Annotated in this window: 17 protein-coding genes and 3 pseudogenes; 6 read left to right on the top strand and 14 right to left on the bottom strand. The window is 74.7% G+C overall.

Annotation, left to right across the window (positions count from 1 at the left end; all coding sequences use genetic code 11):
• The first annotated feature begins 235 nt into the window (after positions 1–235).
• Positions 236–1006: a PIG-L family deacetylase gene (locus tag R2737_09005; protein ID MEZ5116392.1), complete on the top strand. Its 771-nt coding sequence runs from the start codon at positions 236–238 to the stop codon at positions 1004–1006.
• Here the strand turns inward: R2737_09005 and miaA are convergent.
• Together miaA and R2737_08995 are read right to left on the bottom strand one after the other, a co-directional pair.
• Positions 996–1907, bottom strand: coding sequence for a tRNA (adenosine(37)-N6)-dimethylallyltransferase MiaA (gene miaA / locus R2737_09000; protein ID MEZ5116391.1), 912 nt, complete (start codon positions 1905–1907; stop codon positions 996–998). The two genes, R2737_09005 and miaA, sit on opposite strands and share 11 nt — an antisense overlap.
• Before the next feature lie 26 nt (positions 1908–1933).
• Positions 1934–2677: a hypothetical protein gene (locus R2737_08995; protein MEZ5116390.1), complete on the bottom strand. Its 744-nt coding sequence runs from the start codon at positions 2675–2677 to the stop codon at positions 1934–1936.
• 131 nt (positions 2678–2808) lie between these two features.
• Here R2737_08995 and R2737_08990 point away from each other — a divergent pair, with 131 nt between their 5' ends.
• Entirely contained in the window at positions 2809–3720 is a 912-nt protein-coding gene (locus R2737_08990; GenBank protein ID MEZ5116389.1) for a hypothetical protein, read from the top strand.
• A 217-nt stretch (positions 3721–3937) separates the two neighbouring features.
• Here the strand turns inward: R2737_08990 and miaB are convergent, their stop codons facing one another.
• Positions 3938–5395: a tRNA (N6-isopentenyl adenosine(37)-C2)-methylthiotransferase MiaB gene (miaB, locus tag R2737_08985; protein ID MEZ5116388.1), complete on the bottom strand. Its 1458-nt coding sequence runs from the start codon at positions 5393–5395 to the stop codon at positions 3938–3940.
• Between the two features lie 47 nt (positions 5396–5442).
• On the opposite strand from miaB, the gene R2737_08980 reads away from it, so the two are divergent.
• Together R2737_08980 and R2737_08975 are read left to right on the top strand one after the other, a co-directional pair.
• Positions 5443–6327 carry a phosphotransferase gene (locus R2737_08980; GenBank protein MEZ5116387.1) on the top strand — a complete coding sequence of 295 codons (885 nt, stop codon included), beginning with the start codon at positions 5443–5445 and terminating at the stop codon, positions 6325–6327.
• Between the two features lie 7 nt (positions 6328–6334).
• Positions 6335–7165, top strand: a complete 831-nt coding sequence (locus tag R2737_08975; protein ID MEZ5116386.1) for a polysaccharide deacetylase family protein — start codon at positions 6335–6337, stop codon at positions 7163–7165.
• A gap of 108 nt (positions 7166–7273) precedes the next feature.
• On the opposite strand, the gene R2737_08970 is transcribed toward R2737_08975, so the two are convergent.
• The 3 genes from R2737_08970 to R2737_08960 form a co-directional block, all read right to left on the bottom strand.
• Positions 7274–9352, bottom strand: coding sequence for an FAD-dependent oxidoreductase (locus R2737_08970; protein MEZ5116385.1), 2079 nt, complete (start codon positions 9350–9352; stop codon positions 7274–7276).
• 24 nt (positions 9353–9376) lie between these two features.
• Positions 9377–10129 carry a phosphatase PAP2 family protein gene (locus R2737_08965; GenBank protein MEZ5116384.1) on the bottom strand — a complete coding sequence of 251 codons (753 nt, stop codon included), beginning with the start codon at positions 10127–10129 and terminating at the stop codon, positions 9377–9379.
• 73 nt (positions 10130–10202) lie between these two features.
• The gene (locus R2737_08960) at positions 10203–12548 is read right to left on the bottom strand and encodes an MMPL family transporter (protein ID MEZ5116383.1); all 2346 of its coding nucleotides are present in this window, start codon (positions 12546–12548) and stop codon (positions 10203–10205) included.
• Between the two features lie 120 nt (positions 12549–12668).
• On the opposite strand from R2737_08960, the gene R2737_08955 reads away from it, so the two are divergent.
• Positions 12669–13178 (top strand): MarR family transcriptional regulator, encoded by a 510-nt coding sequence (locus tag R2737_08955; GenBank protein MEZ5116382.1) that lies wholly within the window; start codon positions 12669–12671, stop codon positions 13176–13178.
• Between the two features lie 46 nt (positions 13179–13224).
• Here R2737_08955 and R2737_08950 read toward each other — a convergent pair whose 3' ends face one another.
• The 8 genes and pseudogenes from R2737_08950 to R2737_08915 all read right to left on the bottom strand — a co-directional run bounded on the left by R2737_08950 (position 13225) and on the right by R2737_08915 (position 19847).
• The gene (locus tag R2737_08950; protein ID MEZ5116381.1) at positions 13225–13830 is read right to left on the bottom strand and encodes a regulatory protein RecX; all 606 of its coding nucleotides are present in this window, start codon (positions 13828–13830) and stop codon (positions 13225–13227) included.
• A gap of 4 nt (positions 13831–13834) precedes the next feature.
• A pseudogene (locus R2737_08945) lies at positions 13835–14269 on the bottom strand (DNA recombination/repair protein RecA).
• Between the two features lie 3 nt (positions 14270–14272).
• Positions 14273–15367 (bottom strand): annotated as a pseudogene (locus tag R2737_08940) (recombinase RecA).
• A pseudogene (gene recA / locus R2737_08935) lies at positions 15359–15973 on the bottom strand (recombinase RecA). The pseudogenes R2737_08940 and recA overlap by 9 nt, the downstream one beginning before the upstream one ends.
• 110 nt (positions 15974–16083) lie before the next feature.
• Entirely contained in the window at positions 16084–17379 is a 1296-nt protein-coding gene (locus R2737_08930) for an MFS transporter (GenBank protein ID MEZ5116380.1), read from the bottom strand.
• 43 nt (positions 17380–17422) lie between these two features.
• Entirely contained in the window at positions 17423–18412 is a 990-nt protein-coding gene (locus tag R2737_08925) for a DUF4436 family protein (protein ID MEZ5116379.1), read from the bottom strand.
• A gap of 9 nt (positions 18413–18421) precedes the next feature.
• The gene (locus R2737_08920; GenBank protein ID MEZ5116378.1) at positions 18422–18616 is read right to left on the bottom strand and encodes a DUF3046 domain-containing protein; all 195 of its coding nucleotides are present in this window, start codon (positions 18614–18616) and stop codon (positions 18422–18424) included.
• 67 nt (positions 18617–18683) lie between these two features.
• A complete protein-coding gene (locus R2737_08915; protein MEZ5116377.1) occupies positions 18684–19847 on the bottom strand; it encodes a hypothetical protein in 1164 nt (387 codons plus the stop codon).
• Between the two features lie 123 nt (positions 19848–19970).
• Between R2737_08915 and R2737_08910 the strand changes: the two genes are divergently transcribed.
• Positions 19971–24605, top strand: coding sequence for an ATP-dependent helicase (locus R2737_08910; protein ID MEZ5116376.1), 4635 nt, complete (start codon positions 19971–19973; stop codon positions 24603–24605).
• Positions 24606–24636: the final 31 nt, after the last annotated feature.

The following is a 24636-nucleotide window of genomic DNA, read 5'->3' as shown; positions in this document are numbered from 1 at the left end:
GGTTACGGCCGTCTGAGCGCGGCAGCCCGCGCAGCCGGCCCCCTCGGGGGCGCGCGACGGTACGGACGCACCATCAGCCCCACCGGTACCGAGACCGGGTCCGTATGGTCTGATCCGGGCGCGACACGCCGCGCGAGTTCGGCACACGATCCGCTATGCGGATCGTGTGCCCCCGAGGGGCCGGGGCGGGGGCGGGGCCACGGGCGGGGCGGCGGAGGGAGGGACGGAGGTGGAGATGCGGACGCTGGTGTTCCTGCACGCGCACCCGGACGACGAGGCGCTGCTCACCGCCGGGACGATGGCGCGTGCCGCGGCCGAGGGCCACCGGGTCGTGCTCGTCGTCGCCACCGCCGGGGAGGCCGGGCTCACCGACGCGGCCCTGGCCGGGGACGGCGACCTGGGTGAGCGCCGCCGCGGTGAGCTGGCGGAGTCCGCCGAGATCCTGGGCGTGGCCCGGACCGAGGTGCTCGGCTACGCCGACTCCGGGCTGCACGGCGAGGTACCCCACGGCTTCGCGACCCGAGACCCGCAGGCGGTGGCCGACACCCTGCGCGAGCTGCTCGCCGACGAGACCGTCGACGTCCTGGTCGGGTACGACCCCTCCGGCGGGTACGGCCACCCGGACCACCTGCAGGTGCACCGGGTCGCCCGGCTGCTGGCCCAGCGGCTGGGACCGACCGCCCGGCTGTTCGAGGCGACCCTGCCGCGCGAGCCGATCGCCCGGGCGGCGCACCTGGCCAAGCGCACCGGGCTGACCCCGCCGGAGTTCGACCCGCACGAGTTCGACCAGGCCTGGACCCCGAGGCGGGAGATCACCCACCGGGTGGACGTCCGCGCGCACCTCGACGCCAAGCGCGCCGCCCTGGCAGCGCACGCCAGCCAGGCCACCGCCGACGGCACCACCCGTACGCTCGCGGTGCTCACCAGGCTGCCCGGCCCGCTGGCCTCGACGCTGCTCGGCCGCGAGTACTACGTGGCCGTCACGCCGCCCCCGGTCACGCCGTGACCGGTGCCCCGCGGGCCCTGACCGTCGCCAGCGCGCGCTCCACCAGGTCCGGCGCGTCGGCGGGCAGCCACACCACGCGCGGGTCGCGGCGGAACCACCGCTCCTGCCGGCGAGCGAACGCCCGGGTCGCCCGTACGGTCTCCTCCCGCGCGGTCGCCTCGTCGCACTCACCGGCCAGGAACGCCAGCACCTGCCGGTAGCCCAGCGCCCGCGACGCCGTCGGCGCGTCGCGCAGCCCCTCGGTGTCGGCCAGCCGGCGCACCTCGTCCACCAGGCCGGCCGCCCACATCCGGTCCACCCGCTGCGCCAGCCGGACATCCAGCTCCGGGCGCGGCAGGGTCAGGCCGACGTGGACGGCCCGGTACCACGGCGTGGGCTCGGGCAACCGGGCCCGGAACGACCCGGTCAGCTCCACCACCTCCAGCGCCCGCACGATCCGCCGACCGTTGGTCGGCAGGATCGCCGCAGCCGCGTCGGGGTCCCGCTCCGCCAGCAGGTCGTGCAGCGCCTGCGGCCCGAGCCGGTCCAGCTCGGCCTCCCACCGGGCCCGGACCTCCGCATCGGTGCCGGGAAAGCGCAGGTCGTCGACCACCGCGCCCACATACAGTCCGGACCCGCCGACGAGGAGCGGCACCCGGCCGCGGGCGAGCACGTCATCGACCGTGGCGCGGGCCAGTGCCTGGTACTCCGCCACCGACACCGCATGACGGACCAGCCACACGTCCAGCAGGTGATGGGGGACGCCGCCGCGCTCCGCCTCGGTGAGCTTCGCGGTGCCGACGTCCATCCCCTGGTAGACCTGCATCGAGTCGGCGTTGACGACCTCCCCGTCGAGTGCGCGCGCGAGCGCCACCCCCAGGTCGGACTTGCCCGTCCCTGTCGGTCCCACCACCGCCACCACGGGGCCGTCCTGTCCCGCCCCGCCGGTCACGCGCCCGCCCGCCGCCAGGTCGCCACCAGGTACGTCACCCCGTAGGGCGCCTCGTCGGCCACGAGGTCGCCGACCCAGTCCCCGCCCGCGGCGTCCACCGCCGCGGCGGCGACCTGCCACCCCGGCCGGCCGGCGACCAGCAGTCGGGCGTCGGCGGCCGGGTCGAGGGCCGCCAGGGCCGCGGTGTCGACCGCCGCGAGGGCGGCCGCGACGGCGGCGTCGTACGGCTGCGCATCGGCGTGGAACGATCCGGGTGCCTTCTCGGTACGGCGGGCCGACCCGTCGCCGACGACGACCAGGGCCAGGCGCCGCACGGCCGCGGCATCCGCCGCGGCCGCGCGGCCCACATCGCGGCAGTCCTGGGGCGAGAGCGACGCGGGGACGGCGACCGCGCGGCGTGGCCCGGGCCAGCCGGTGCGGGCCAGCAGCCAGGCCCCCACCGTGAGGGCGGCCGGCAGCCGCCCGCGGTCCGCGGCGGCGCCCCCCGAGCCGGGGTCCAGCGGCACCGCGACGTCCACACCGAACCCCAGCAGGTCGCCCACCGCGCCGGAGCCGTGGGGCCGCGGGGCCTGTGCCACCGGGTCCGGCCCGACCAGGACCGCCTCGTCGGACCCGGCGAGCACCGTGCGCAGGCTCCGGTCGCACGCGTCACGCAGGCCACTCAGCTCTCCGGAAGCCCCGGACGCCACCTCCGGGAGCAGGAGGGGCGTCGCGGGCACGAAGGCGACGGCCGTGAGCACAGCCCGACCCTATGGGCCCGGGGAGGCCGAGCCTTGCCCCCGCCTTCACCCCGCCTTAGCACGGGCTGCCGCACAGTTGCGGTCGTGAGGACCACGGGCTGCGGCCCGACGACGCGGAGGACACCATCACCATGAGCACCCGACTCACGGGTATCCGGAGCGACCACGGGGCCGCCACGCTGGGCCTGGTCGCCAAGGTGGCACTGGCCACCGGCGCCCTCGCAGTAGCAGGCACCGGCGCGGTGCTGATCGCGGCCGGCTCCCCCTCGGCCGAGAACACCGCCGCCGTGGTCCCCGCCCCCGCGGGGACCGCCGGCTCGGCCGCCGCGGGCTCTGCGAAGGACAAGGCCAAGGCCGGGTCCGGCCAGGGCGAGCAGCAGGCCGCCGCCGCGCAGGCAGCGCAGGGCGAGGCCTACGCCTACCCGGCGGCCGGCTCGACCGCGTACGGCTACTCCGCGGCCGGCTACTACGGCTACTACGGGTCCTACGACACGGCCGCGTCCACGGCGGCCGCACGCACCGCGCAGACCCAGGCGGCCCAGACCCAGGCCGGCGGGGTCACCTCCGAGCAGGCCGTGAGCGCCGTCCTCGCCGCACTGAACGAGCAGGGCGTCTCGGTGGTCGGTGTCAGCACCACGGTTCGCGACGGCAAGACCTACTACCGGGTGAAGGTGCAGCGCGCCGACGGCTCGTACATCACCGGCACCGTCGACCCCTCCGGCGCCGTCGTCGACTGGGCGACCGCACCCGCACCGGGTGGGGGGTCGTCGACCGCGTCGTCCTCGTCGACGGGCGGGTCGCGCCCCACGCACCACGAGGACGACGACGCCGACGAGCACGAGTCCGAGCACGGCACGGAGCACGAGTCCGAGGACCACGCCACGGAGCACGAGTCCGAGGACGAGTCCGAGCACCACGGCGCCAGCCAGTCCCCGTCCACCGAGTCGCAGAGCGCGCAGCCGTCGGCCAGCGAGTCCGAGGACCACGGCGACGAGCACCAGTCCGAGGACGAGTCCGACCACGAGGACCACGAGGAGGACTGAGCAGCCATCTCCGCCGGGGGTCGTGACTCCCCCCTCCACGCCCCGGCGAGATGCACGAGACGGGCACATCCCCTCACAGGTGCCCGTCGGGGAGGCGCTCAGCGCCTCCCGGTGAGCCCCGGCGTGAGAGCCCCTCATCCCCTCCCACGCCGGGGCTCACCCTTGCCCGGCGGTCCCTCCCTGTCGGGCGGAACGTGGATGCGCGGACGGCGGGGACTCAGCCTCGCGGGCCGACCGTGGGCATGCCGAGCGACACCGCGCCGGAAGCGACCGGCTCCTCGGCGGCCGCCCGCAGGCGCGCCTCCCAGGCGTCCCCGGCACGGGTGCGGCGCAGGCCGCGGACGGCCGCGTCGGACACCAGGTGGTGCGGGGCGGCGTACGTGACCTCGACCTGCACGACGTCCCCCGGTCGCGGCGCGGTGTCCCCGGGCGCGAAGTGGACCAGCCGGTTGTCCGGGGCGCGGCCGGACAGCCGAGCGGTGCGGTCGTCCTTTCGCCCCTCGCCCTCGGCGACCAGCACGTCGAGGACCCGCCCGACCTGCTTCGTGTTCTCGGCCCAGGCGATCTCGTCGACCAGGGCCACCAGCCGCTCGTACCGCTCCTGCACCACGGCCTTGGGCACCTGCTCGTCCATGACCGCGGCAGGAGTGCCGGGCCGCTTGGAGTACTGGAACGTGAACGCGCCGGCGAACCGCGCCTCACGCACCACGTGCAGGGTCTGCTCGAAGTCCTCGTCGGTCTCCCCGGGGAAGCCCACGATGATGTCGGTGGTGATCGCAGCGTCGGGCATCGCGGCGCGGACCCGCTCGATGATCCCGAGGTAGCGCTCCTGGCGGTACGACCGCCGCATCCGCTGCAGCACCGCGTCCGAGCCGCTCTGCAGCGGCATGTGCAGCTGGTGCATCACGTTCGGAGTCTCGGCCATGGCGGCGATGACGTCGTCGGTGAAGTCCTTGGGGTGCGGGCTGGTGAAGCGCACCCGCTCCAGGCCGTCGACGTCCCCGCAGGCGCGCAGCAGCTTCGCGAACGCCGCCCGGTCGCCGAACTCCACGCCGTACGCGTTCACGTTCTGGCCCAGCAGCGTGACCTCGAGCACGCCCTCGGCGACCAGTGCCTCGACCTCGCGCAGGACGTCGCCGGGGCGGCGGTCCTTCTCGCGCCCGCGCAGGCTCGGCACGATGCAGAACGTGCAGGTGTTGTTGCAGCCCACGCTGATCGCGACCCATGCGGCGTAGGCGGACTCGCGCCGCGTCGGCAGCGTCGACGGGAACGTCTCCAGCGACTCCAGGATCTCGACCTGGGCCTCGTCGAGCACCCGAGCGCGCTCCAGCAGGGCCGGCAGCGACCCGATGTTGTGCGTGCCGAACACCACGTCGACCCAGGGAGCGCGACGGGTGATCTCCCCCCGGTCCTTCTGCGCCAGGCAGCCGCCGACGGCGATCTGCATGCCCGGCCGGTCGGCCTTCACCGGGGCGAGGTGGCCGAGGTTGCCGTACAGGCGGTTGTCCGCGTTCTCGCGCACCGCGCAGGTGTTGAACACCACGACGTCCGGCGTGGTGCCGGCCTCGGCCCGTACGTAACCGGCGTCCTCGAGCAGGCCGGCCAGCCGCTCGGAGTCGTGGACGTTCATCTGGCACCCGAAGGTGCGGACCTCGTACGTGCGCGCGTCAGACATGGCCGCACAAGGGTACGGTCCCCGGCCCGGTGCTAGCGTCCGCCGGGATGGACGACGTGCGGGCCCGGTACGCCGAGGCGGCCGGCCTCGACCCCGCGGACCCCGCCGTCGAGCTGGATGTCCGCGGGAACCGCAGCGTCGTCCTGGTCCACCGCCCGCGTCGGTTGGTGTGGCGGTTCCCCACCCACCCGGAGGACCTGCCGTCGATGGTCGCAGCCGGGCAGCGGGCGCAGGCAGCCGCAGACCTGGGCCTGCCGGCCCCGCACCTGGTGGCTGCCCACCCTGAGGGTGGCCTCGGTCGGGCACATCTGGTGTTCACCTACGTCCCCGGCATCGCCATGGACGACCCCCGTGTCGTCGGCCTCCCGGCGGAGCGCCGGGAGCGGCTCGGCCGGGACCTCGCCGACCTGCTGGTCCGGTTGCGCGACCTGGCCCCGACCGCCTGGCCGGGTACGTGGGCCCCGTGGCCGCAGCTGTGGTCGGACATGGCCGACCGGGTGCGGCAGCGGGTGCTCCCCCTGGTGGACCCGGGGGGCGCGGACCTGGTCGAGCGCGCACTGGTGCGGGCGGTGGCCACGGCACACGACGCCCCGGCCAGCCTCAACCACGGCGACCTGGGCGGGGTCAACGTACGCGTCGACCTCGCCGACGGGCGCATCACCGGCGTGCTGGACTGGGACGGCAGCATCCCCGGGGACGTCGCGGTGGACGCGGCCGCGGTGCACGCCGGGGTGCCGGCATCCGTGTGGGACGCGGTCGTGGCGGCCGAGCCCGTGCTGGTCGACGACCTGGCCCGGCACGACGACTACCTCGCCACCTGGCCGGCCCAGGAGGTGCTGTGGGGCCTCGACCACGGCAACGACGCACTGGTCCGCGACGGCCTGCACCGGATCGGCGTGCTTGCCGGACAGGACGACACCGCCCCCGCATGATGGTGCGGTGAAGCCTCGCCCCCGCGTGCTCGTACCCGCCGTCGCCCTCCTCACCGCCGTGGCCGTGTCGGCCCCAGCCGCCGCGTCCGGCGCGCCTCGGGCGGCGGTCGCCTCGCCCGCCGCCGCCACCGCGGGTGTCCCCGCCCCGGCCGCCCCCCGGGCGACCGACCCACTCCCGGACCGGTTGCGCGGCAAGGACGTCACCACGCTCGGGACCAAGAAGAAGCTCGTCGCGCTCACGTTCGACGCCGGCGGCGGCGCCGGCGGGGTGGCCTCCATCCTGCGCACCCTCAAGCGGGAGAAGGTGCCCGCGACCTTCTTCCTCACCGGGCGCTGGGCACGGGTCTACCCCGACCTGGTGGAGAAGATCGCTGCGCGCGGCTTCGTCCTGGGAAACCACACCGACTCCCACCCGCACGTGCCGCAGCTGTCGACGGCACGCCTCAAGGCCGAGGTCAAGGCGACGGACCGGGCCGTGCGCGCGGCGGCAGGTCGGGGCACCAAGCCGTTCTTCCGGTTCCCCTACGGCGACCGCCGCAGCTCCGACATCACGCGGCTCAACGACCTGGGCTACCTGTGCGTGCGATGGACCGTCGACACCGCCGGCTGGCTGGGGACGTCCGGGGGGCAGTCGGTGTCGACCGTGCTGTCCCGGGTGCTCCGCGGCCTGCAGCCCGGCGAGATCATCCTCATGCACGTCGGCCAGCACCCGACCGACGGGTCGACGCTGGACGCCGACGCGCTGCCGCGGATCATCTCCGAGCTGCGCGCCCGCGGGTACGGGTTCACCACCGTCGAGGCCCTGGTCGACCCGAAGGCCGCCGCCACCAGCCGCTGACCCGCACGGCCCCCGCGCCGTCCCGCCGTTCTCGTGGTTGTGGTGCCGGTTCCGTGCGCTGTAGCGCACGGAACCGGCACCACAGGGAACGAACGCCCCCCGGAGCCGCTAGTCGCGCCAGGGCTCACGGCGGAAGGGCACCGCGTCGCCCGCCGGCTCCTCGCCCAGTTCCCGGGCCGCCAGGTGCCCGGAGAACACCGCCTGCGCGATCAGGTTCGGGGCCTCCGCGTCCCCGACCAGCCGGACCGAGGCCAGCCGCCCGTCGGCCTGCGCGGGCTGCAGCGCGTCGTAGAGGTCACGCACCGGGTCGCGGTCGGCGACCAGGACCACGTGGTCCCGCGGCACCACCGTCTCGCGGCCGTCGACCACCGAGGCCACCACGCAGGCGTCCGGCTCGATCCGCGCGACCACCGACCGGGTCACCACCGTGACACCGAGGGAGCGCAGCCGGGCCTCGATCCGGTCCTGCTCGAGCGTGTACGTGGTCCAGTACGACACCAGCGGCGCCGGCGTCACCAGGGTCACGTCGTTCCCGCGTGCCGCCAGCAGCTCGGCGAGCAGGCCGCCCATCACATAGTGGTCGTCGTCGTAGACCACGACCCGTCCCGGCGACAGGGTCCAGGTGTCGGCGACCAGCTCGTCCAGCAGGTCGTCCGGGGTGTGCACGCCCCCGGCGTCCCAGCCGGGGACGGGCCGCCCGAGCGTCCGGCCCCGACCGTCGCGCCGCCACACCGCGCCGGTGGCCACCACCACGTGCCGCGCACCGGAGCCGAGCACGTCGTCGACACCGACCGGGGACTGCGGGTACACGCTGACCAGGTCCGGCATCGCGGCGATCCGCCCGAGCCGCCAGTCGGCGACCCGCCGCCAGGCGGCCAACCCGGGCAGCAGGGACTCCCGGTCCACCCGGCCGCCGAGCCGCCGGCGCGCCTCGACCAGCTGCACCGGGTGGCCACGCTGGCCGAGGGCACGCGCGGCCTCCAGCCCGGCGGGGCCGGCCCCGACGACCAGCACCGGGTCCGGTTCCGCGGTGCGCCGCACCGGGATCCGCTCGGGGTGCCACGAGCGCCGCCACTCCTCCCCCATCGTCGGGTTCTGGGTGCAGCGGATCGGCAGCGACTTGGGGTCGGTGGCGACGCAGATGTTGCAGCCGATGCACTCGCGGATCTCGTCCGCCCGTCCCTCGCGGACCTTCGCCGGCAGGAACGGGTCGGCGATCGACGGGCGTGCGGCGCCGATCAGGTCCAGCACCCCGCGCCGGATCGCCGACACCATGGCGTCGGGCGACGTGTAGCGCCCGACCCCGACGACCGGCTTGGTGGTCAGCGACTTCACGAAGTCGATGTACGGCTCCTGGTGCCCCTCCGCCGAGAACCGGGACGTCGCGGAGTCGTTCGACCAGTCCGACACGTTGACGTCCCACAGGTCCGGGAGCTCCGCGAGCATCGCCACGATCTCGCGGCCCTCGCCGTCGTGGGTGATGCCCTCCGGCCCGACCAGCTCGTCGACGGCGAGCCGCACCGCCACCGCGCAGTCGCCGCCGACCGCGTCCTGGGTGTCCTCGATCAGCTCGCGCAGGAAGCGGACCCGGTTCTCCAGCGACCCGCCGTACTCGTCGGTGCGGTCGTTGTGCCGGCGCGACAGCAGCTGCATCGGCAGCGTCAGCCCGTGTCCGGCGTAGCAGTAGACGATGTCGAAGCCGGCATCGCGGGCGCGCAGCGCGGCGGCGCGGTGCCAGCGCCGCACGTCGGCGAAGTCGCGGCGGGTCATCGCGCGCGTCTGCACCGGCTCGAAGCCGCTGGCCCCGAGCAGCCCCTCGCTGCGGGGGCCGATCGGCGCCATCCGGGAGTAGTAGTTCGGGGCGTCGAGGCCGGCGTGGGTGAGCTCGATGCCGGCCAGCGCGCCGTGCTCGTGAACCGCGTCGGTCATCAGCCGCAGCGCGGGCACGTCGGAGTCGTCCCACAACCGGCCCTCCACGTACGGCGACAGGTCGCCGCTGGGGTGGATCTCGACCTCCTCGGTGCACACCACCCCCCAGCCGCCCTCGGCCTTCATCCCCCGCATCGCGGCGTGCGCGGCCGGACGGGCGTGGCCCAGGCCGTTGCAGTGCGGCACCTGGTAGAAGCGGTTGGGCGCCACCTTGGGGCCGATCCGGACGGGCTCGAACAGGACGTCGTAGTCACCCACGCCGTGATCCTGGCAGCCGGCGGGTCACGCCGCGGGGGATCCGTCCTCGGCCGGCGTCGGCGGCGGTCCGATCGCGGGGACCTGCGGCGGGGTCCGGCTCGCGACCAGGATCACCAGGAACGCGCTCAGCGACATCCAGGCCGCCCCGAGCGTCCATCCGCCCAGGACGTCGGTGGGCCAGTGCACGCCCAGCACGGTCCGGCTCATCCCGATGACCGGCCCGACGACCAGCAGCGGCAGGGCGACGACCCAGCGCCACCGCCCTCGCAGCACCACGAGGGCGACCAGCCCCATCGCCACCCAGGCGCTGATCCCCGCCTGCGCGTGGCCGGAGGGGTAGGACAGGGACTCCTCGTACGACCACAGCCCGTTCCACGGCGGCCTCGGACGCTCCACCAGGTGCTTGACCACGGTGTTCAGCACCGCGGCCCCAGCGGCGCTGAGCGCCAGGAAGGCGGCGGCGTAGGCACGTGCGCCCCACGGCCGCGCCAGGCCGCCGGCCAGGAGCAGGGCGACCACGACGACGGTCACGACGACCGCGGTCACCGGGACGCTGCCGAGCCACTGCAGGGCAAGGGAGACATCGACCAGCCACGGGTTCGCGACCGCGACCTCGTGCACCGCGGCGTCGATGCTCTCGTCGACAGGGGTGACCCCGTCCGGGTCGGCCACCACCCACGCCGTGACGCCGGCGAACACGACGCCCATGACGAGGGCGGCCATGCCGAAGGCAACCGCGTCGCCTCGTCGTACGGACGGCCGCGCGTCCGTGGCCATGTCGGCACCGCCCTCCCGTACGTCGGCCCCGGGGCGCGGTGGTGTCGCGTCCCGGGGCCGAACGTAGCGCGGCTCAGACGCCGACCGGCTCCCGGTCCCGCTCGGTGGCGTCGGGCTCCTCGTCGTCGGCGATCTCGTCCGACCCGCCCTCGATCTGCACGGTGGGCAGGATCCGGTCCAGCCACCCCGGCAGCCACCAGTTGACCCGGCCCAGGATCGACATCACCGACGGCACCAGCACCAGCCGCACGATGAACGCGTCGATGAGGACCGCGGACGCCAGGGCGACGCCGAACAGCTTGATCGTCGACTCGGTGCTGGGCACGAACGCGAGGAACACGCTGGACATGATCAGCGCCGCGATCACGACGACGCGGCCGGAGCCGGCCAGGCCGCGGCGGACCGCGGTGCGGTTGTCGACGCCGCGGGACCACTCCTCCTGCATCCGGGACACCAGGAACACCTGGTAGTCCATCGACAGGCCGAACAGGATGGCGAACACCATCACGGGGAGGAACGGGAAGATCGGCCCGGTGCTCGCGACGCCCAGCAGGTCGGCGAACCAGCCCCACTGGAAGACCGCGACGGTGATGCCGAGTGCCGCCCCGAACGACAGCAGCGACGTGATGGCCGCGGTGAGCGGCACCACGATCGAGCGGAACAGCAGGACCAGGGCCAGGAACCCGAGCCCGACCACGACGCTGAGGAACACCGGCAGGATCCGGGTCAGCACGTCGGTGAAGTCCTGGGTCACGGCCTGGAAGCCGCCGATGTACATGGTGGCGCCGGTGTCGGACTGAATCTGCGGCGCGGTCTGCGTGCGCAGCCGGTCCAGAAGCTCGGTGGTGGCCTCGTCCTGCGGTGCGGAGTCCGGGATGATCAGCACCGAGCCGACGATCCCGTTGTCGGAGAACATCGACGGGTCGTACTTGTACAACGGGAGCATGTCGACCGTGGGCAGCGTGCGGGCCACCCCGGGGGTCGCCACGATGTCCTGGACCGCGGCACTGTAGGCCTCGTAGTCGCGCGGCTCCGGCAGCGTGATCGCCGCGTAGAAGGGGCCGTTGACCCCGGCGCCGAAGCCCTCCGCCTGCAGGTCGTACGCGGTCCGAGCGATGGAGCCCTCGGCCTTGCCGCTGTCGTCGGTGAAGCCGAGGCGCAGCGACAGGGTGGGCAGCGCGAGCAGTACGACGGCACCGAGGGCCAGCAGGGCGGGGATCCACGGCTGGCGCTGGAGCAGCCGCCCGTAGTGGGCCCACCGGCCACCTTCGGGGTGCCACTCCTTGTGCCGACGGGCCCACGGCAGCCGCAGCGACAGCGCCTTGGTGCCGAGCAGTGACAGCAGCGCGGGCAGCATCCACAGCGCGGACAGCATCACCATCAGCACGGTCACCGCGGCTGCGACGGCCAGGCCGTTGAAGAAGTTGATGCGCAGCACGAACAGGCCGAGCAGGGCGATGATCACCGTGGTCCCGGCGAAGAGGACGGCCCGGCCGGCCGTGTCGACGGCCTCCTGGGCCGCCTTCTTGGGCTCGTGCCCGGCCTGGATCGCCTGGCGGTAGCGGTTGAGGACGAACAGGGCGTAGTCGATGCCGACGCCCAGACCGATCATCGCGGCCAGGGTCGGGGCGAACGTCGCCACGTCGAGGAAGTTGGCCACGACCAGGACCAGCATCTGCCCCGCGGTCAGGCCGACGAGCGCGACGACGATCGGCAGCCCGGCCGCCACCAGCGACCCGAACGCGATGAGCAGGATCACGATGGCCGCGAGCAGGCCGATGGCCTCGCTGGACGGGGGCTCGACCCCGGCGAACTCCAGCACGGAGCCGTTGGCACCCACCGACAGCCCGTCGCCGTTCGCCTGCTTGACCGCGTCGATGATCGCCTTCGCGTCCTGCGTGGAAACGTCGGTGCCGTCCCCGGGGAAGATGACCGTCGCGAGAGCCACCCGGCCGTCGGCGCTGATGGGCGAGGACGCCTGCGCCGCCGCCTCCTGGGCCGCCGCGATCTCCGCGGCGATCTCCGGCGGCATCTGGGTGTCGCCCTGCCCGCCCTCCTGCTGCGGGCAGTCGGCGCCGAGCGGTGCCCCGTACGGGGTGATCACGCAGGAGACCGAGGGGTTGGCCGCGACGGTCTCCAGCAGCGGCGTGATCTGGCCGACCACCGACGGGTCGGTGACGGTGACCGCCTGGTCCTCGGGGGACCACACGATCGTCGCGGTGGCCGCCGTCGCACCCGAGCGCGGCAGGGTCTGCAGCAGCGACTGGGCGGTCGTCGACTCGGTGTCGGGGAGCTCGAAGGAGTCGTTGAACTTGCCGCCGAGGGTCAGGCCGACGACGGCGATCGCGGCCACGGCCACGAACCAGGAGATGAGTGCCACCACCGGACGGCGGACCGCCCAGCCAGACAGCCGACGCATGTCAGGAGTCCCTTCACCGCTCCCACGAGCGGGGAGGTTCGGATGGTCAACGCGATCGGGTGGTCACCCCGATGCCACCGACGCTAATCTATGTGTGTGGCACAGGCAAATGATCGCGGCGTGACCCCCGGCACACCCGCGCCGACCCGGGTCGAGGTCCTCACCGACCTCGACCACACCATGCTCCGGCTGCGGCGGCTGATGACCCGGATGCCCACCACGTCGCTGCCGATCGGCGGGCTGAACCGCAGCGTCGACCTGGCCAAGATCGTCGCCTGCGAGGCCGTGGACGAGCTCGGCCGCGACGGTGCCGCGGTGACCGTGAAGGACGTCGCGACCGCCCTCGGCCTCGAGCAGTCCACCACCAGCCGGCTGCTCGGGGACGCGGAGCAGGAGGGGCTGCTGGCGCGGTCGAGCCACCCCGACGACCGCCGCCGGGTGGTACTGGAGCTCACCGAGACCGGCCGGCTCGCCATCGCCGGAGCGGCCAAGGCCCGCACCTGCCTGTTGGACTACCTGCTGGAGTCGTTCAGCGACGCCGAGGTCGTGACGCTGGCCACGCTGATGGAGCGGCTGGCCCGCTCGGCCACCGACCGACTTGCCGACTGGCCCGGACCCCCGGCCGACTGAGCACCTTCCGCACGGGCGCCCGAACCGCCGGACGCGTCACGACCCGTCAACCCCAGCCGTCGTGATCGTCGAGCGGGTCCGCGGCAAGCTCCTGCCGTACCACCGCGGCGGCCAGGCCGGGCGAGTAGCCCTTGCGCGCCAGCATCCCCACCAGCCGCCGGGCCCGCGCCTCCGGGGCCACCCGGGACAGGCTCGGCAGCCGCCGACGCACCAACTCCACGGCGCGCGCCCGCTCGTCGTCGGCGTCCACGGCCTCCAGCGCGGCCTGTGCGGTGTCCCGGTCGATCCCCTTGCGGTGCAGCTCGGCCGCCAGTGCACGCCGGGCCAGACCGCGACCGGCATGCCGGCTGCGCACCCACGCCTCGGCGTAGGCCGCGTCGTCGATCAGCCCGACCTCGGTGAACCGGTCCAGCATCCGTTCCGCGACGTCATCGGGGACACCGCGGGCGGTCAGGTCGCCACGCAGCTCGGCCCGCGTCCGCGGCGCGGACTCCAGGCGGCGCAGCAGGATCAGCCGGGCGACCTGCTCCGGGTCGGCGTCGGGCGTCCGGTCCGCCGCCGACCCCGGCGTCGGGGCGTCGGGACCCGAGCCGGGACCCCGACGCCCCCGACGCGAGGACGTCACCGCTGCGGACACCGGACCGGTCGCCACGGGTTCACAGGTCGATGGGCGCCGGCGTGACCGGCTCGTCCGCCGGCTCGTCCACCCGCGGGCCGATGCCCAGCTTCTCCTTGATGCGCTTCTCGATCTCGTCGGCGAGGTCGGGGTTGTCACGCAGGAAGGCGCGGGCGTTCTCCTTGCCCTGGCCGAGCTGGTCGCCGTCGTAGGTGTACCAGGCACCGGACTTGCGCACGATGCCCTGCTCCACGCCGAGGTCGATCAGGCCTCCCTCGCGGGAGATGCCCTCGCCGTAGAGGATGTCGAACTCGGCCTGCTTGAACGGCGGGGCGACCTTGTTCTTCACGACCTTGACCCGGGTCCGGTTGCCCACGGCCTCGGTGCCGCCCTTGAGCGTCTCGATCCGCCGCACGTCCAGCCGCACCGACGCGTAGAATTTCAGCGCCCGACCGCCCGTCGTGGTCTCCGGGCTGTTGTGCACGACGACCCCGTCGACCAGGTAGTTGTGGCTGCCCTCCACCTCGATGTCGAAACGGTGCATGGAGCGCGTCGGCGGCTTCACCCGCACCGAGGTCACCCGTGCGGGCACCGGGTGCTGGGTCGGCTCGACGAACTGCGGCGTCACAGAGAAGCGGTCCTGGTGGCGCGGCAGCAGCTTGTAGGCCATCGACGGGTGCACGTACGGCGCCACCAGGTCGAGGAACCGGTCGGTGTTAGCCCGGTCGAAGGTGAGGTAGGCACGCTGCGCCGCACCGCGCAGGGAGAGCCGGCCGCTCACCCCGTGGGTGTCACGCAGCCAGTCCCGCAGCCGGTCCCGGGAGCCCGGGCTCATCGCCTGCACGCAGAACTCGACCCGCGCCGAACCGCCGACGGTGCGCTGCTGCCGGCCCTCGGAGCGCACGGCCATCGAGCCATCGTCCATGAACCAGACCGCCAGCGAGAGCGGGGTCAGCGCCTTGAGGTAGTCCCAGGTCAGGTGCTTGAAGCCGTCGCCCTGGTAGACCACCGAGCGCAGCTCGGCCAACTCGGGCAGCGGAGTCAGGTCCACGAACGCCGCGCCGCGGGCGTTGACGGACCGGGACTGCGCGATGTTGCCGAACAGGGAGGCCTTCCAGTCCAGGTAGTCCACCTGCCGCGCCCCGTGACCCATCCGAAAGCGCGTCCCGATGCCGTTGCGGGCCAGGGACAGCGCCCCGTCGCCCATGAGCGACCCGAGCACCACCTGCCACTGCTGCGGGCTGAGCCGGTGCGTCTCGGAGATCATCACGCGGTCGCCGGGGATGAGCTCGCCGGCCTCGCGCCACCCGCCCGGGGTGCGGATCAGGTGGTTCGCGGTGACCCCCATCTGGGCCCGGCCGTTGCCGCCCGGGCGCGCGACCTTGATGTCGAGGAACCGGTCGGTCACGCCGTTGTCGAACCAGTTCACGACCTTCTTCGGCACGATCCGGCCGACCTCGGGGTCGTACGACAGCACCTCGACCGGCAGCTTCTGGTTGACGATCGTGCCGATCTTCTCCTGGGTGCCGTCCGCCAGCGTCACGCGGCTGGAGTAGGAGAAGCAGCCGAACATGACCCCGATCTTCTCGCGCAGCTGGTTGATGAAGATCGCGGTCGTGTTGGTCTGTGAGAGCGCCCCGGCCATCTTCCGCAGCGCCTGGCTCATCAGCCGGGCCTGCAGGCCGACGTGGCTGTCGCCCATCTCGCCCTCGATCTCCGCGCGGGGCACCAGCGCCGCGACGGAGTCGATGACGATCAGGTCGATGGCCCCGGAGCGGACGAGGGTGTCGGCGATCTCCAGCGCCTGCTCGCCGGTGTCCGGCTGGGAGACGTACAGGTCGTCGATGTTGACCCCGAGGCGCTGGGCGTAGTCCGGGTCGAGCGCGTGCTCGGCGTCGACGAACGCCGCGATCCCGCCGGACCGCTGCACCGACGCGATCGCGTGCAGCGCCACGGTCGTCTTCCCAGAGCTCTCAGGTCCGTATACCTCCACGATCCGGCCGCGCGGCAGGCCGCCGATGCCGAGGGCCACGTCGAGCGCGATGGCGCCGGTGGGGATGACCTCGACCGGGGCGCGCCCCTCGTCGCCGAGACGCATGACCGCGCCCTTGCCGAACTGGCGCTCGATCTGGGCCAGGGCCGTGTCGAGGGCCTTCTCGCGGTCGGTGCTGCCTGCCATGGAGCGCTCCTCGGTGGAGTCGTCGGGACGTTGCCGCGGACCCTAGGCGGGACCTCCGACAGTCGGGACCCGGCGAGGCGGCCTGGGGACCGCCGTGCCGTGTCCGCACCCTAACCCGAACGCCTGTTCGACTCCGCCCGACACGCCGGGAGCGCGGTCGCGACTCCCAGTGCCACGACCGGGATCGCGGCCACCAGGCACAGGACCGCGTACGAGGACGTCGCCACCACGATGCCCGCGACGATGCCCCCGAGTGCGCCGGCGGTGTTCATGACCAGGTCGGACAGGCCCTGGACGGCCGGACGGTCGGCCTCCCCCAGCTGGTCGGTGAGCAGGGTCGAGCCGGCCACCAGGGTGCAGGACCAGCCCAAGCCGAGCAGGAACAGGCCGATGCCGAGCAGCAGGACGTCGTCGCCGGGTGCGATCCCGGCCAGCAGACAGGCCGCCAGCAGGATGACCACGCCGGCGGCGATCACGGGGACCCGGCCGATCCGGTCGGACAGCCACCCGACGACCGGGGACAGCGCGTACATGCCGGCCACGTGCACGCTGATGACCAGGCCGATCAGCTGCAGGGTCACGTCGACGTGCCGCATGTGCACCGGGGTCATGACCATGACCATGACCATCGCGACGTGCCCGATCGCGACAGCGGTGATGCCGAGGACGGCGCGCGGCCGTCCTCGCAGGTGGTCGATGCCGTCGCGCAGGCGTGGATGGCGTACGTCGTGTCCGGCGTCGCGGCGCAGCCGGCGGGAGACCAGGTAGGGGTCGGGGCGCATGAACGCGCTCAGGACGAGGGCGGCGAGTCCCAGCGCGACGGCGGCCACGACGTACGGACCGGCCAGCTGCGGCAGGCCCAGTGCGAGGCCGAGGCGGCCGGACACCTCGAGCAGGTTGGGGCCGAGGACGGCTCCGACGGTGGACGCCCACACGACCAGGCTGAGCGCGCGGGCGCGGTGGTCCGGCAGGGCCAGGTCGGTGGCGGCGTAGCGGGCCTGCAGCCCCGCGGCGGACGCCACCCCGACGAGCAGGCAGCCGAGGTAGATCAGCGGCAGCCACCGCTGCTGGGCCCCGACGATGACGAGCACCGCCCCGAGCGCGCCGAGGGCGTACCCCGTCGACAGCGAACGGCGACGGCCGCGGGTCAAGGCGATGCGGGCGAGCGGCAGCGCCATCAGCGCCGCGCCGACCACGCCGAAGGTCTGGGCCAGGCCGGCCGCGCCCTCGGAGCCCGCGACGGAGGCCGCGATGAGGGAGCCGGCGGGGATCGAGCCGGCGGCGGCGAGCCCGCCCAGCACCTGACCCGAGGAGAGCACGCCCAGCGACCGGCGCTGGATCTGCGCGGTACGGCCGACGCCGACCGGGTCCAGCGCCGGCGGGGTCTGCGGGCGCGCGGTCGTCACCCGGCGGATCCTCCCAGCCGGCCCGGCGCCGCGACGAACCGGCTCACGTCGCGTCGCTGGGGCCGTGCGTCGCCGGCTCCGTCCGCGGGTCGGGCGACGGACCCATCCGCAGCCACGCGTCGACGAAGGACGCCAGCGCGAGCATGAGGGTCACCTCGACCCAGAAGAACACGACGTAGTCGATCCATGCGCCGAGCGGTGGCGCGCCGGGGAGGTTGGTGCGCAACGGGATCAGCGCGAACAGCATGGCCGCGAACCAGCCGGCCATGGTCGCCTCGACCTTGCGGCGCCGCTGACCGACGGCGCGCGCCACCAGCAGCGCGAGCACGCCGAGCACCACCATCAGCGAGAGCAGGAGCAGCGAGATGGCGATGGTGGACCCGGCGCGGCGCAGGGTGACGACGAGGACGGTGGCCCCGGTGGAGGTCACCACCTCGCCGTCGTCGGGGATCGTTTGCCGCCGCACGACCCAGCCGGCCAGATCCGAGGACAGCCCGGTGAAGACGGGGATGGCCTCCAGCTCCCCGTCGGGTCCGACGGCCGCCTGGGCGAGGATCACCAGAGGAATCTCGTACGAGTCGAAGGGGTAGCGCTCGACCTGCACGTCGAACGGGATCGCGACCGGCCGCGAGACGAAGATGCCCTGACTTCCCGCAGCCAGCGAGATCTCCGGCGCCTCGGCAGGGATCACGGTGATGCGGACGTCGGCACGAAGGCTGCCGTCGTCGGCCACCAGGTCGTCGGAGGTGCTGGCGATCTGCAGGTCGCCGTTGAGGACGCCCCGGGTGGTGTCGATGTCCCGCGGGCGGAACAGCACCACGAGCCCGTCCTCGGGCTGGTCGACGTTGTCCTCACCGCGGTTGGAGACGCTGTAGCCGTAGGCGACCAACGAGCCCAGGTAGATCAGGGCGAGCAGCACCGCCACGCCCCATCGGGTGCGGCGCCGACGCTCGTCCTGCCGTCGTACCCGTTCCACCTCGTCGCGGGCCACCTCGTCGCGGGCTGGCGCGTCGCCACGGGGCTCTTCGGGCACCGTCGGACGCTAGCGCAGGACGGCGGGCACGTCGGCGACCTCGCACACCGCGCGCCAGACGTCCTTGGCCGGCTCCCCGTCGGCGAGGGCCTGGGTGACGGTGCGGCCGCCGAGGCCGGCGAGGACATGGTCGTGCGCCCAGGACCGGGCGTAGCCGACGCCGAAGACGGCGTCCATCCGCTCCCAGAAGTCCGTCAGGCGCACGGCGCCATCCTGCCGCACGGGGAGCGGCGGGACGGCGCCGTGGGCCTCCGGGTCGGTGCCGACGCCGCTACGCCGGCGGCGGGGGTGGCGGGGCCTGCTGGTCCGGTTCGCCGGTCGGTGCCGGCGGAGCGGCCTCCGGCGCTGCGGGGGGCGCTGCGGGCGGGGCGGCGGGGGGCGCCGCGGGCGGGGCAGCGGGCGGCGGGGGCGGCGGAGGTGCCGCGTCCGGGATCACCTGCGTCTCCGCGGGCGGTGCGGCCGGGGGGGCTGCCGCGGGCGGCGGGGGCGGCGGCGGCGGGGGCGCGGCCGCGGCGTCGGGCATGACCTGGGTGTCCGTCATCGGCGGTGCTGCCGGCGGTGCGGCCGGCGGTGCCGCGGGCGGAGCGGGCGGCGGCGGGTAGCCGGCGGCGGCGTCGGCCGCCGGGACAGCGCCGGGAACGACCGCGCCCGGCGGCGGGTAGTCGCCGGCGACGGCGGGTGCCGGGGTGCCCCGGCCGCGCAGGACCAGGAACAGCACCAGGCCCACCAGCACGACCGCGACCACGACGCCGATGACGATGAACAGCCAGATCGGGATGCCGGAGGACGACGACGGGATCGCGCTGCCGACCGCCTCCATCTGCACCGTCTCGCCCATGGTCGGGACCCAGGTCACCGAGTTGCCGTCGATGGTGCCGTTGGCCGACTGCACCGGCCCGGGGAACGTGATCTTGATCTGCGCCTCGAACGAGTCGGCGAACGCGGTCGGGTCCAGGCCCGGCGTGTCTCCCTCTCCCCCGGTCAGCGAGTCGCTGGACATGTCCATCGTGCCGGTGACCTTGAAGGTGTCGCCCTCGCGCACGATGTTCAGGTCGCTGGAGTCCTCGCCGGAGAACTCGTCCAACGGCACGCCGGTGAACTTCCAGGTGGTGCCGATCTTGCCGTCCTGGTCGTAGCGCTCGGCCGTGACCGAGCCCGACTGCGGCTGCTCGGACACCGGTCCCTGCGAGGCCATCTCGTCCGCGAACGCCTCGGGGTCCTGGCCGAACGTGCTGAGCAGGTTCTTGTCGAACGCCATCGTGACGCTGCCGTTGATGGTGTCGTCCGGCTGCAGCTGCAGGTCCATGTCGATCTTCATGCAGCCGCTGAGCACCAGGGCGGCGAAGGCGACGAGCGCGACGAGGACGCCCCGGCGGCGGCGCACACCTCCCCGGTCCGGCGCGGCACGGGTGGCTCGGACGGGCGTCGGGCTCATGGCTGCTCCTTCCGGGTGGTCCGGCGGTTCCGACGCTAGCGGTGTCGAGGACCCGGTTGCCTGGGTCGTTCGGCCGATTGCGTCCCCGCGCCGAGCGTCGGACCTCCGGGGGAGGATGACCCCGTGCCCCGCCACCCCGACGCGCTGGTCGGCTTCTCCCCGGCGACCCGGGCGTGGTTCGAGGGCGCCTTCGACGGGCCGACGCCCGCCCAGCACGGGGCCTGGGAGGCGATCCGGCAGGGCCGGCACACCCTCGTCGTCGCCCCGACCGGCAGCGGCAAGACGCTGGCTGCATTCCTGTGGGCGCTGGACCGGCTGGCCGCCGAGCCCGTGCCCGACGACCCCGCAGCCCGGTGCCGGGTCCTGTACGTGTCCCCGCTGAAGGCCCTGGCGGTCGACGTCCAGCGCAACCTGCGGTCCCCCCTGGCCGGCATCACCCGCGAGGCGGCGCGGCTGGGGCTGCCCGAGCCGGACGTGCGCGTCGCGTTGCGCAGCGGCGATACTCCCGCCGACGAGCGACGACGGCAGCTGTCCCGGCCGCCGGACATCCTCATCACCACACCCGAGTCGCTGTTCCTGCTGCTCACCTCGCGGGCCCGTGACACCCTGCGGGGCGTCCGTACGGTGATCGTCGACGAGGTGCACGCCGTCGCCGGGGGCAAGCGCGGAGCGCACCTGGCGGTGTCGCTGGAACGGCTGGACGAGCTGCTCGAGTCGCCGGCGCAGCGGATCGGCCTGTCGGCGACGGTCCGGCCGGTCGACGAGGTGGCGACCTACCTCGGCGGCACCGGTGACGTCGCGGTCGTGCAGCCCGCCAGCGACAAGACGGTGGAACTCGAGGTCGTGGTCCCGGTCGAGGACATGGCGGCGCTGGGAGCTCCCGCCGGGGAGCTCGAGGGCAGTGCGACCGGCGCGGACCCGCGGGCGTCGATCTGGCCGCACGTCGAGGAGCGCGTCGTCGACCTCGTCGCCGACCACCGCTCCACGCTGGTGTTCGCCAACTCGCGCCGGCTGGCGGAGCGGCTGACGGCGCGGCTCAACGAGATCTGGCACGAGCGGACAACCGGGGAGTCGCTGGAGACCGGCGCCGCCCCGGCCGCTGTGATGTCCGCGGCGGGGGCCAGCGGAGGGGCCGCTCCCGTGCTGGCCCGGGCCCACCACGGCTCGGTGAGCAAGGAGCAGCGCGCGCTCATCGAGGACGACCTCAAGACCGGCCGGCTGCCCGCGGTCGTGGCCACCAGCAGCCTGGAGCTCGGCATCGACATGGGCGCCGTCGACCTGGTGGTCCAGGTCGAGTCGCCGCCGTCGGTCGCCAGCGGGCTGCAGCGCGTCGGGCGCGCCGGCCACCAGGTGGGGGCGGTGTCCCGGGGCGTGGTGTTCCCCAAGTACCGCGGCGACCTGCTGCAGACCGCGGTCGTGGTGGACCGGATGCGCCGCGGGGAGATCGAGGCGGTGTCCCCGCCGCGCAACCCGCTGGACGTGCTGGCGCAGCAGGTCGTGGCGATGGTGGCGGTCGAGGACTGGGACGCCGACGCGCTGCTCGCCCTGGTCCGCCGGGCCGCGCCGTTCCGGACCCTGCCGCAGTCGGCGTACGACGCGGTGCTGGACATGCTCAGCGGCCGCTACCCGTCGGACGAGTTCGCCGAGCTGCGGCCACGGCTGGTGTGGGACCGCGACACCGGACGGCTGTCAGGGCGGCCGGGCGCGCAGCGGCTGGCCGTGACCAGCGGCGGCACCATTCCCGACCGGGGCCTGTTCGGGGTGTTCCTCGTCGGCGAGCGGCAGTCACGCGTCGGCGAGCTGGACGAGGAGATGGTCTACGAGTCGCGCGTCGGCGACGTCTTCGCCCTCGGCGCGTCGTCGTGGCGGATCGAGGAGATCACCCACGACCGGGTGCTCGTCTCCCCCGCACCCGGGCAGCCGGGACGGCTGCCGTTCTGGCACGGCGACTCCGTCGGCCGGCCCGCGGAGCTCGGGCGCGCGGTGGGCTCCTACCTGCGCGAGGTCGGCGCGCTGCGCGGTGATGCCGCGCGGGATCGCGTGCGCGCCGGCGGACTGGACGACTGGGCGGCGGACAACCTGCTGGCCTACCTGGACGAGCAGCGGACCGCGACCGGCCACCTGCCGGACGACCGCACCCTGGTGGTCGAGCGCTTCCGCGACGAGCTCGGCGACTGGCGGGTGGCGATCCACTCCCCCTACGGCGCCCGGGTGCACGCGCCCTGGGCGCTGGCGCTGGCGGCGCGGCTGCGCGAGGCGCACGGCGTCGACCCTCAGGTGATGCATGCCGACGACGGGATCGTGCTACGGCTGCCGGACACCGACGACGACCTGGCCGCACGGGCGGTCGTCGACCTGGCGCTGCTGGAGCCGGACGACGTCGAGCCGCTGGTGACCGCCGAGGTCGGCGGGTCGGCGCTGTTCGCGGCGCGCTTCCGGGAGTGCGCGGCCCGGGCGCTGCTGCTGCCCCGCCGCACGCCGGGTCGCCGTACCCCGCTGTGGCAGCAGCGGCAGCGCTCCGCGCAGCTGCTGTCCGTCGCGAGCCGGTTCGGGTCGTTCCCGGTGGTGCTGGAGACCGTGCGGGAGTGCCTGCAGGACGTGTTCGACGTGCCGGCGCTGGTCGGCCTCATGCGCGACGTGCAGGCGCGCCGGGTGCGCGTCGTCGAGGTCGAGACGCCAGAGCCATCGCCGTTCGCTCGCTCGCTGCTGTTCGGCTACGTGGCCGCCTACCTGTACGAGGGGGATTCGCCGCTGGCGGAGCGGCGGGCGCAGGCGCTCAGCCTGGACTCGGCCGTGCTGGCCGAGCTGCTGGGGCAGGCGGACCTGCGCGAGCTGCTCGACCCGGGTGCCCTGGCCGAGGTGGAGGCCGAGCTGCAGCGGCTGAGCCCCGACCGGCGGGTGCGCGACGCCGAGGGGGCCGCGGACCTGCTGCGGCACCTCGGTCCGCTCACGACCGACGAAGCCGCGGCCCGTGGGGTCGACCCGGACTGGCTGGAAGCCCTCGAGGCCGCTCGGCGGGTGATGCGGGTACGGGTGGCCGGCGAGGAGCGGTGGGCGGTGGTGGAGGACGCCTCCCGGCTGCGGGACTCGCTGGGCACCGCCCTGCCGGTCGGGCTGCCCGACGCGTTCCTGGAGCCGGTCGCCGACCCGGTCGGCGACCTGGTGGCGCGCCATGCGCGCACGCACGGGCCGTTTGCCGCCGAGGACGTGGCCACTCGGCTCGGCCTGGGCGTCGCGGTGGTCCGGGCCACGCTGGACCGGCTGGGCGCGGCCGGACGGGTGGTCGTCGGGGAGTTCCGGCCCGGCGGTGCCGGCACGGAGTGGTGCGACCCCGAGGTGCTGCGGCGGGTGCGACGCCGGTCGGTGGCGGCCCTGCGGCGGGAGGCCGAGCCGGTGCCGCCCGTGGCGCTGGCGCGGTTCCTGCCGGAGTGGCAGCAGGTCGGGAGGCTGCGCGGGGTGGACGGGGTGCTGGCGGCGGTCGACCAGCTCGCCGGGGCCGCGGTACCGGCCAGCGCCCTGGAGACGCTGGTGCTGCCGGCCCGGGTCCGCGACTACCACCCGGCGCTGCTGGACGAGCTCACCGCGGCGGGCGAGGTGGCCTGGTGGGGCGTGGGCCCGTTGCCGGGGGGCGACGGGTGGCTGGCGCTGGCGCCCGCCGACCTCGCCGACCCGTTGCGGGGCGGGCCGACCGAGCCACCGGAGGGCCCGCTGCACGCTGCCCTGCGAGTGGCGCTGGCCGGCGGCGGCGCCTGGTTCTTCCGACAGCTGGCCGATGCCGTCGGGGCCGCCGAGGGGGTGCTGCCCGACGCGGACCTGGTCAAGGCGCTGTGGGACCTGGTGTGGGCCGGGGAGGTCACCAACGACACGCTCGCGCCGGTGCGCGCGCTGGCCGCCGCCGGGTCCCGCCGCGGCGCCGGCGCCCGGGGGGTCGTCCCCGCGCCCGGCGGCCTGCCGGGCACCGGCGGCCTGACCGGTCCCGGCGGCCTGACCGGTCCCGGCGGGCCGGGCGGTCGGCGGCCGCTGGGGACGCGGCGCGGCCGGGCCCGGCCGGGGCGTCCGGCGATGCCGACGCGGACCGGACCGCCGACGGTCTCGGGCCGCTGGTCCCTGCTGCCTCTTGCTGCGGTGACCCCGGAGGTCGCCGCAGCCGCCCGGGCCGAGTCGCTGCTGGAGCGCCACGGTGTGGTGACCCGGGGCGCGGTCGTCTCGGAACGCGTACCGGGCGGATTCGCCGCCGCCTACCGCGTGCTCAGCGCCCTGGAGGATGCCGGTCGCTGCCGCCGGGTCTACGCGGTGGAGGGCCTGGGGGCCGCGCAGTTCGCGCTGGCGGGCGCGGTCGACCTGCTCCGATCGCGCGCGACCGTCCCGGACGACCCCGCGCCGGAGCCGCAGGTGCGGGTGCTGGCCGCGACGGACCCGGCGAACCCGTACGGCGCTGCCCTGCCCTGGCCGGAGCGGCCGGACGACGCCGGCGGACACCGGCCGGGGCGCAAGGCGGGCGCGGTCCTGGTGCTGGTGGACGGTTACCTGGTGCTTTACGTCGAGCGCGGCGGTCGCACCCTGCTGAGCTGGTCCGAGCAGCCGACCGTGCTCGCGGCCGCGGCCGGCGGCCTCGCGGCCGCGGCCCGCGGCGGCGCCCTGGGCCGGCTGACCGTCCAGCGCGCGGACGGCGACCCGGTGGCCGGAACGCCGCTGGGGTCCGCACTGGAGGCCGCCGGCTTCCGGCCCACCCCGCGCGGCCTGCGGCTGCGTCCGTAGCGGTCGCCACTCGCCAGCCCCGCGCCCGCCT

Source organism: Candidatus Nanopelagicales bacterium (assembly GCA_041393815.1).
Lineage (GTDB): Bacteria > Actinomycetota > Actinomycetes > S36-B12 > JAWKJK01 > JAWKJK01.
The sequence above is the reverse complement of the archived record's forward strand: the minus strand, read 5'-3'. Positions and strand labels throughout refer to the sequence as shown.

Excerpts from the sequence above, each read along its gene's own strand:
- R2737_09005 (MEZ5116392.1), top strand. The coding sequence starts at position 236 with ATGCGGACGCTGGTGTTCCTGCACGCGCACCCGGACGACGAGGCGCTG.
- R2737_08990 (MEZ5116389.1), top strand. The coding sequence starts at position 2,809 with ATGAGCACCCGACTCACGGGTATCCGGAGCGACCACGGGGCCGCCACG.
- miaB (MEZ5116388.1), bottom strand. The coding sequence starts at position 5,395 with ATGTCTGACGCGCGCACGTACGAGGTCCGCACCTTCGGGTGCCAGATG.
- R2737_08980 (MEZ5116387.1), top strand. The coding sequence starts at position 5,443 with ATGGACGACGTGCGGGCCCGGTACGCCGAGGCGGCCGGCCTCGACCCC.
- R2737_08965 (MEZ5116384.1), bottom strand. The coding sequence starts at position 10,129 with ATGGCCACGGACGCGCGGCCGTCCGTACGACGAGGCGACGCGGTTGCC.
- R2737_08960 (MEZ5116383.1), bottom strand. The coding sequence starts at position 12,548 with ATGCGTCGGCTGTCTGGCTGGGCGGTCCGCCGTCCGGTGGTGGCACTC.
- R2737_08915 (MEZ5116377.1), bottom strand. The coding sequence starts at position 19,847 with ATGAGCCCGACGCCCGTCCGAGCCACCCGTGCCGCGCCGGACCGGGGA.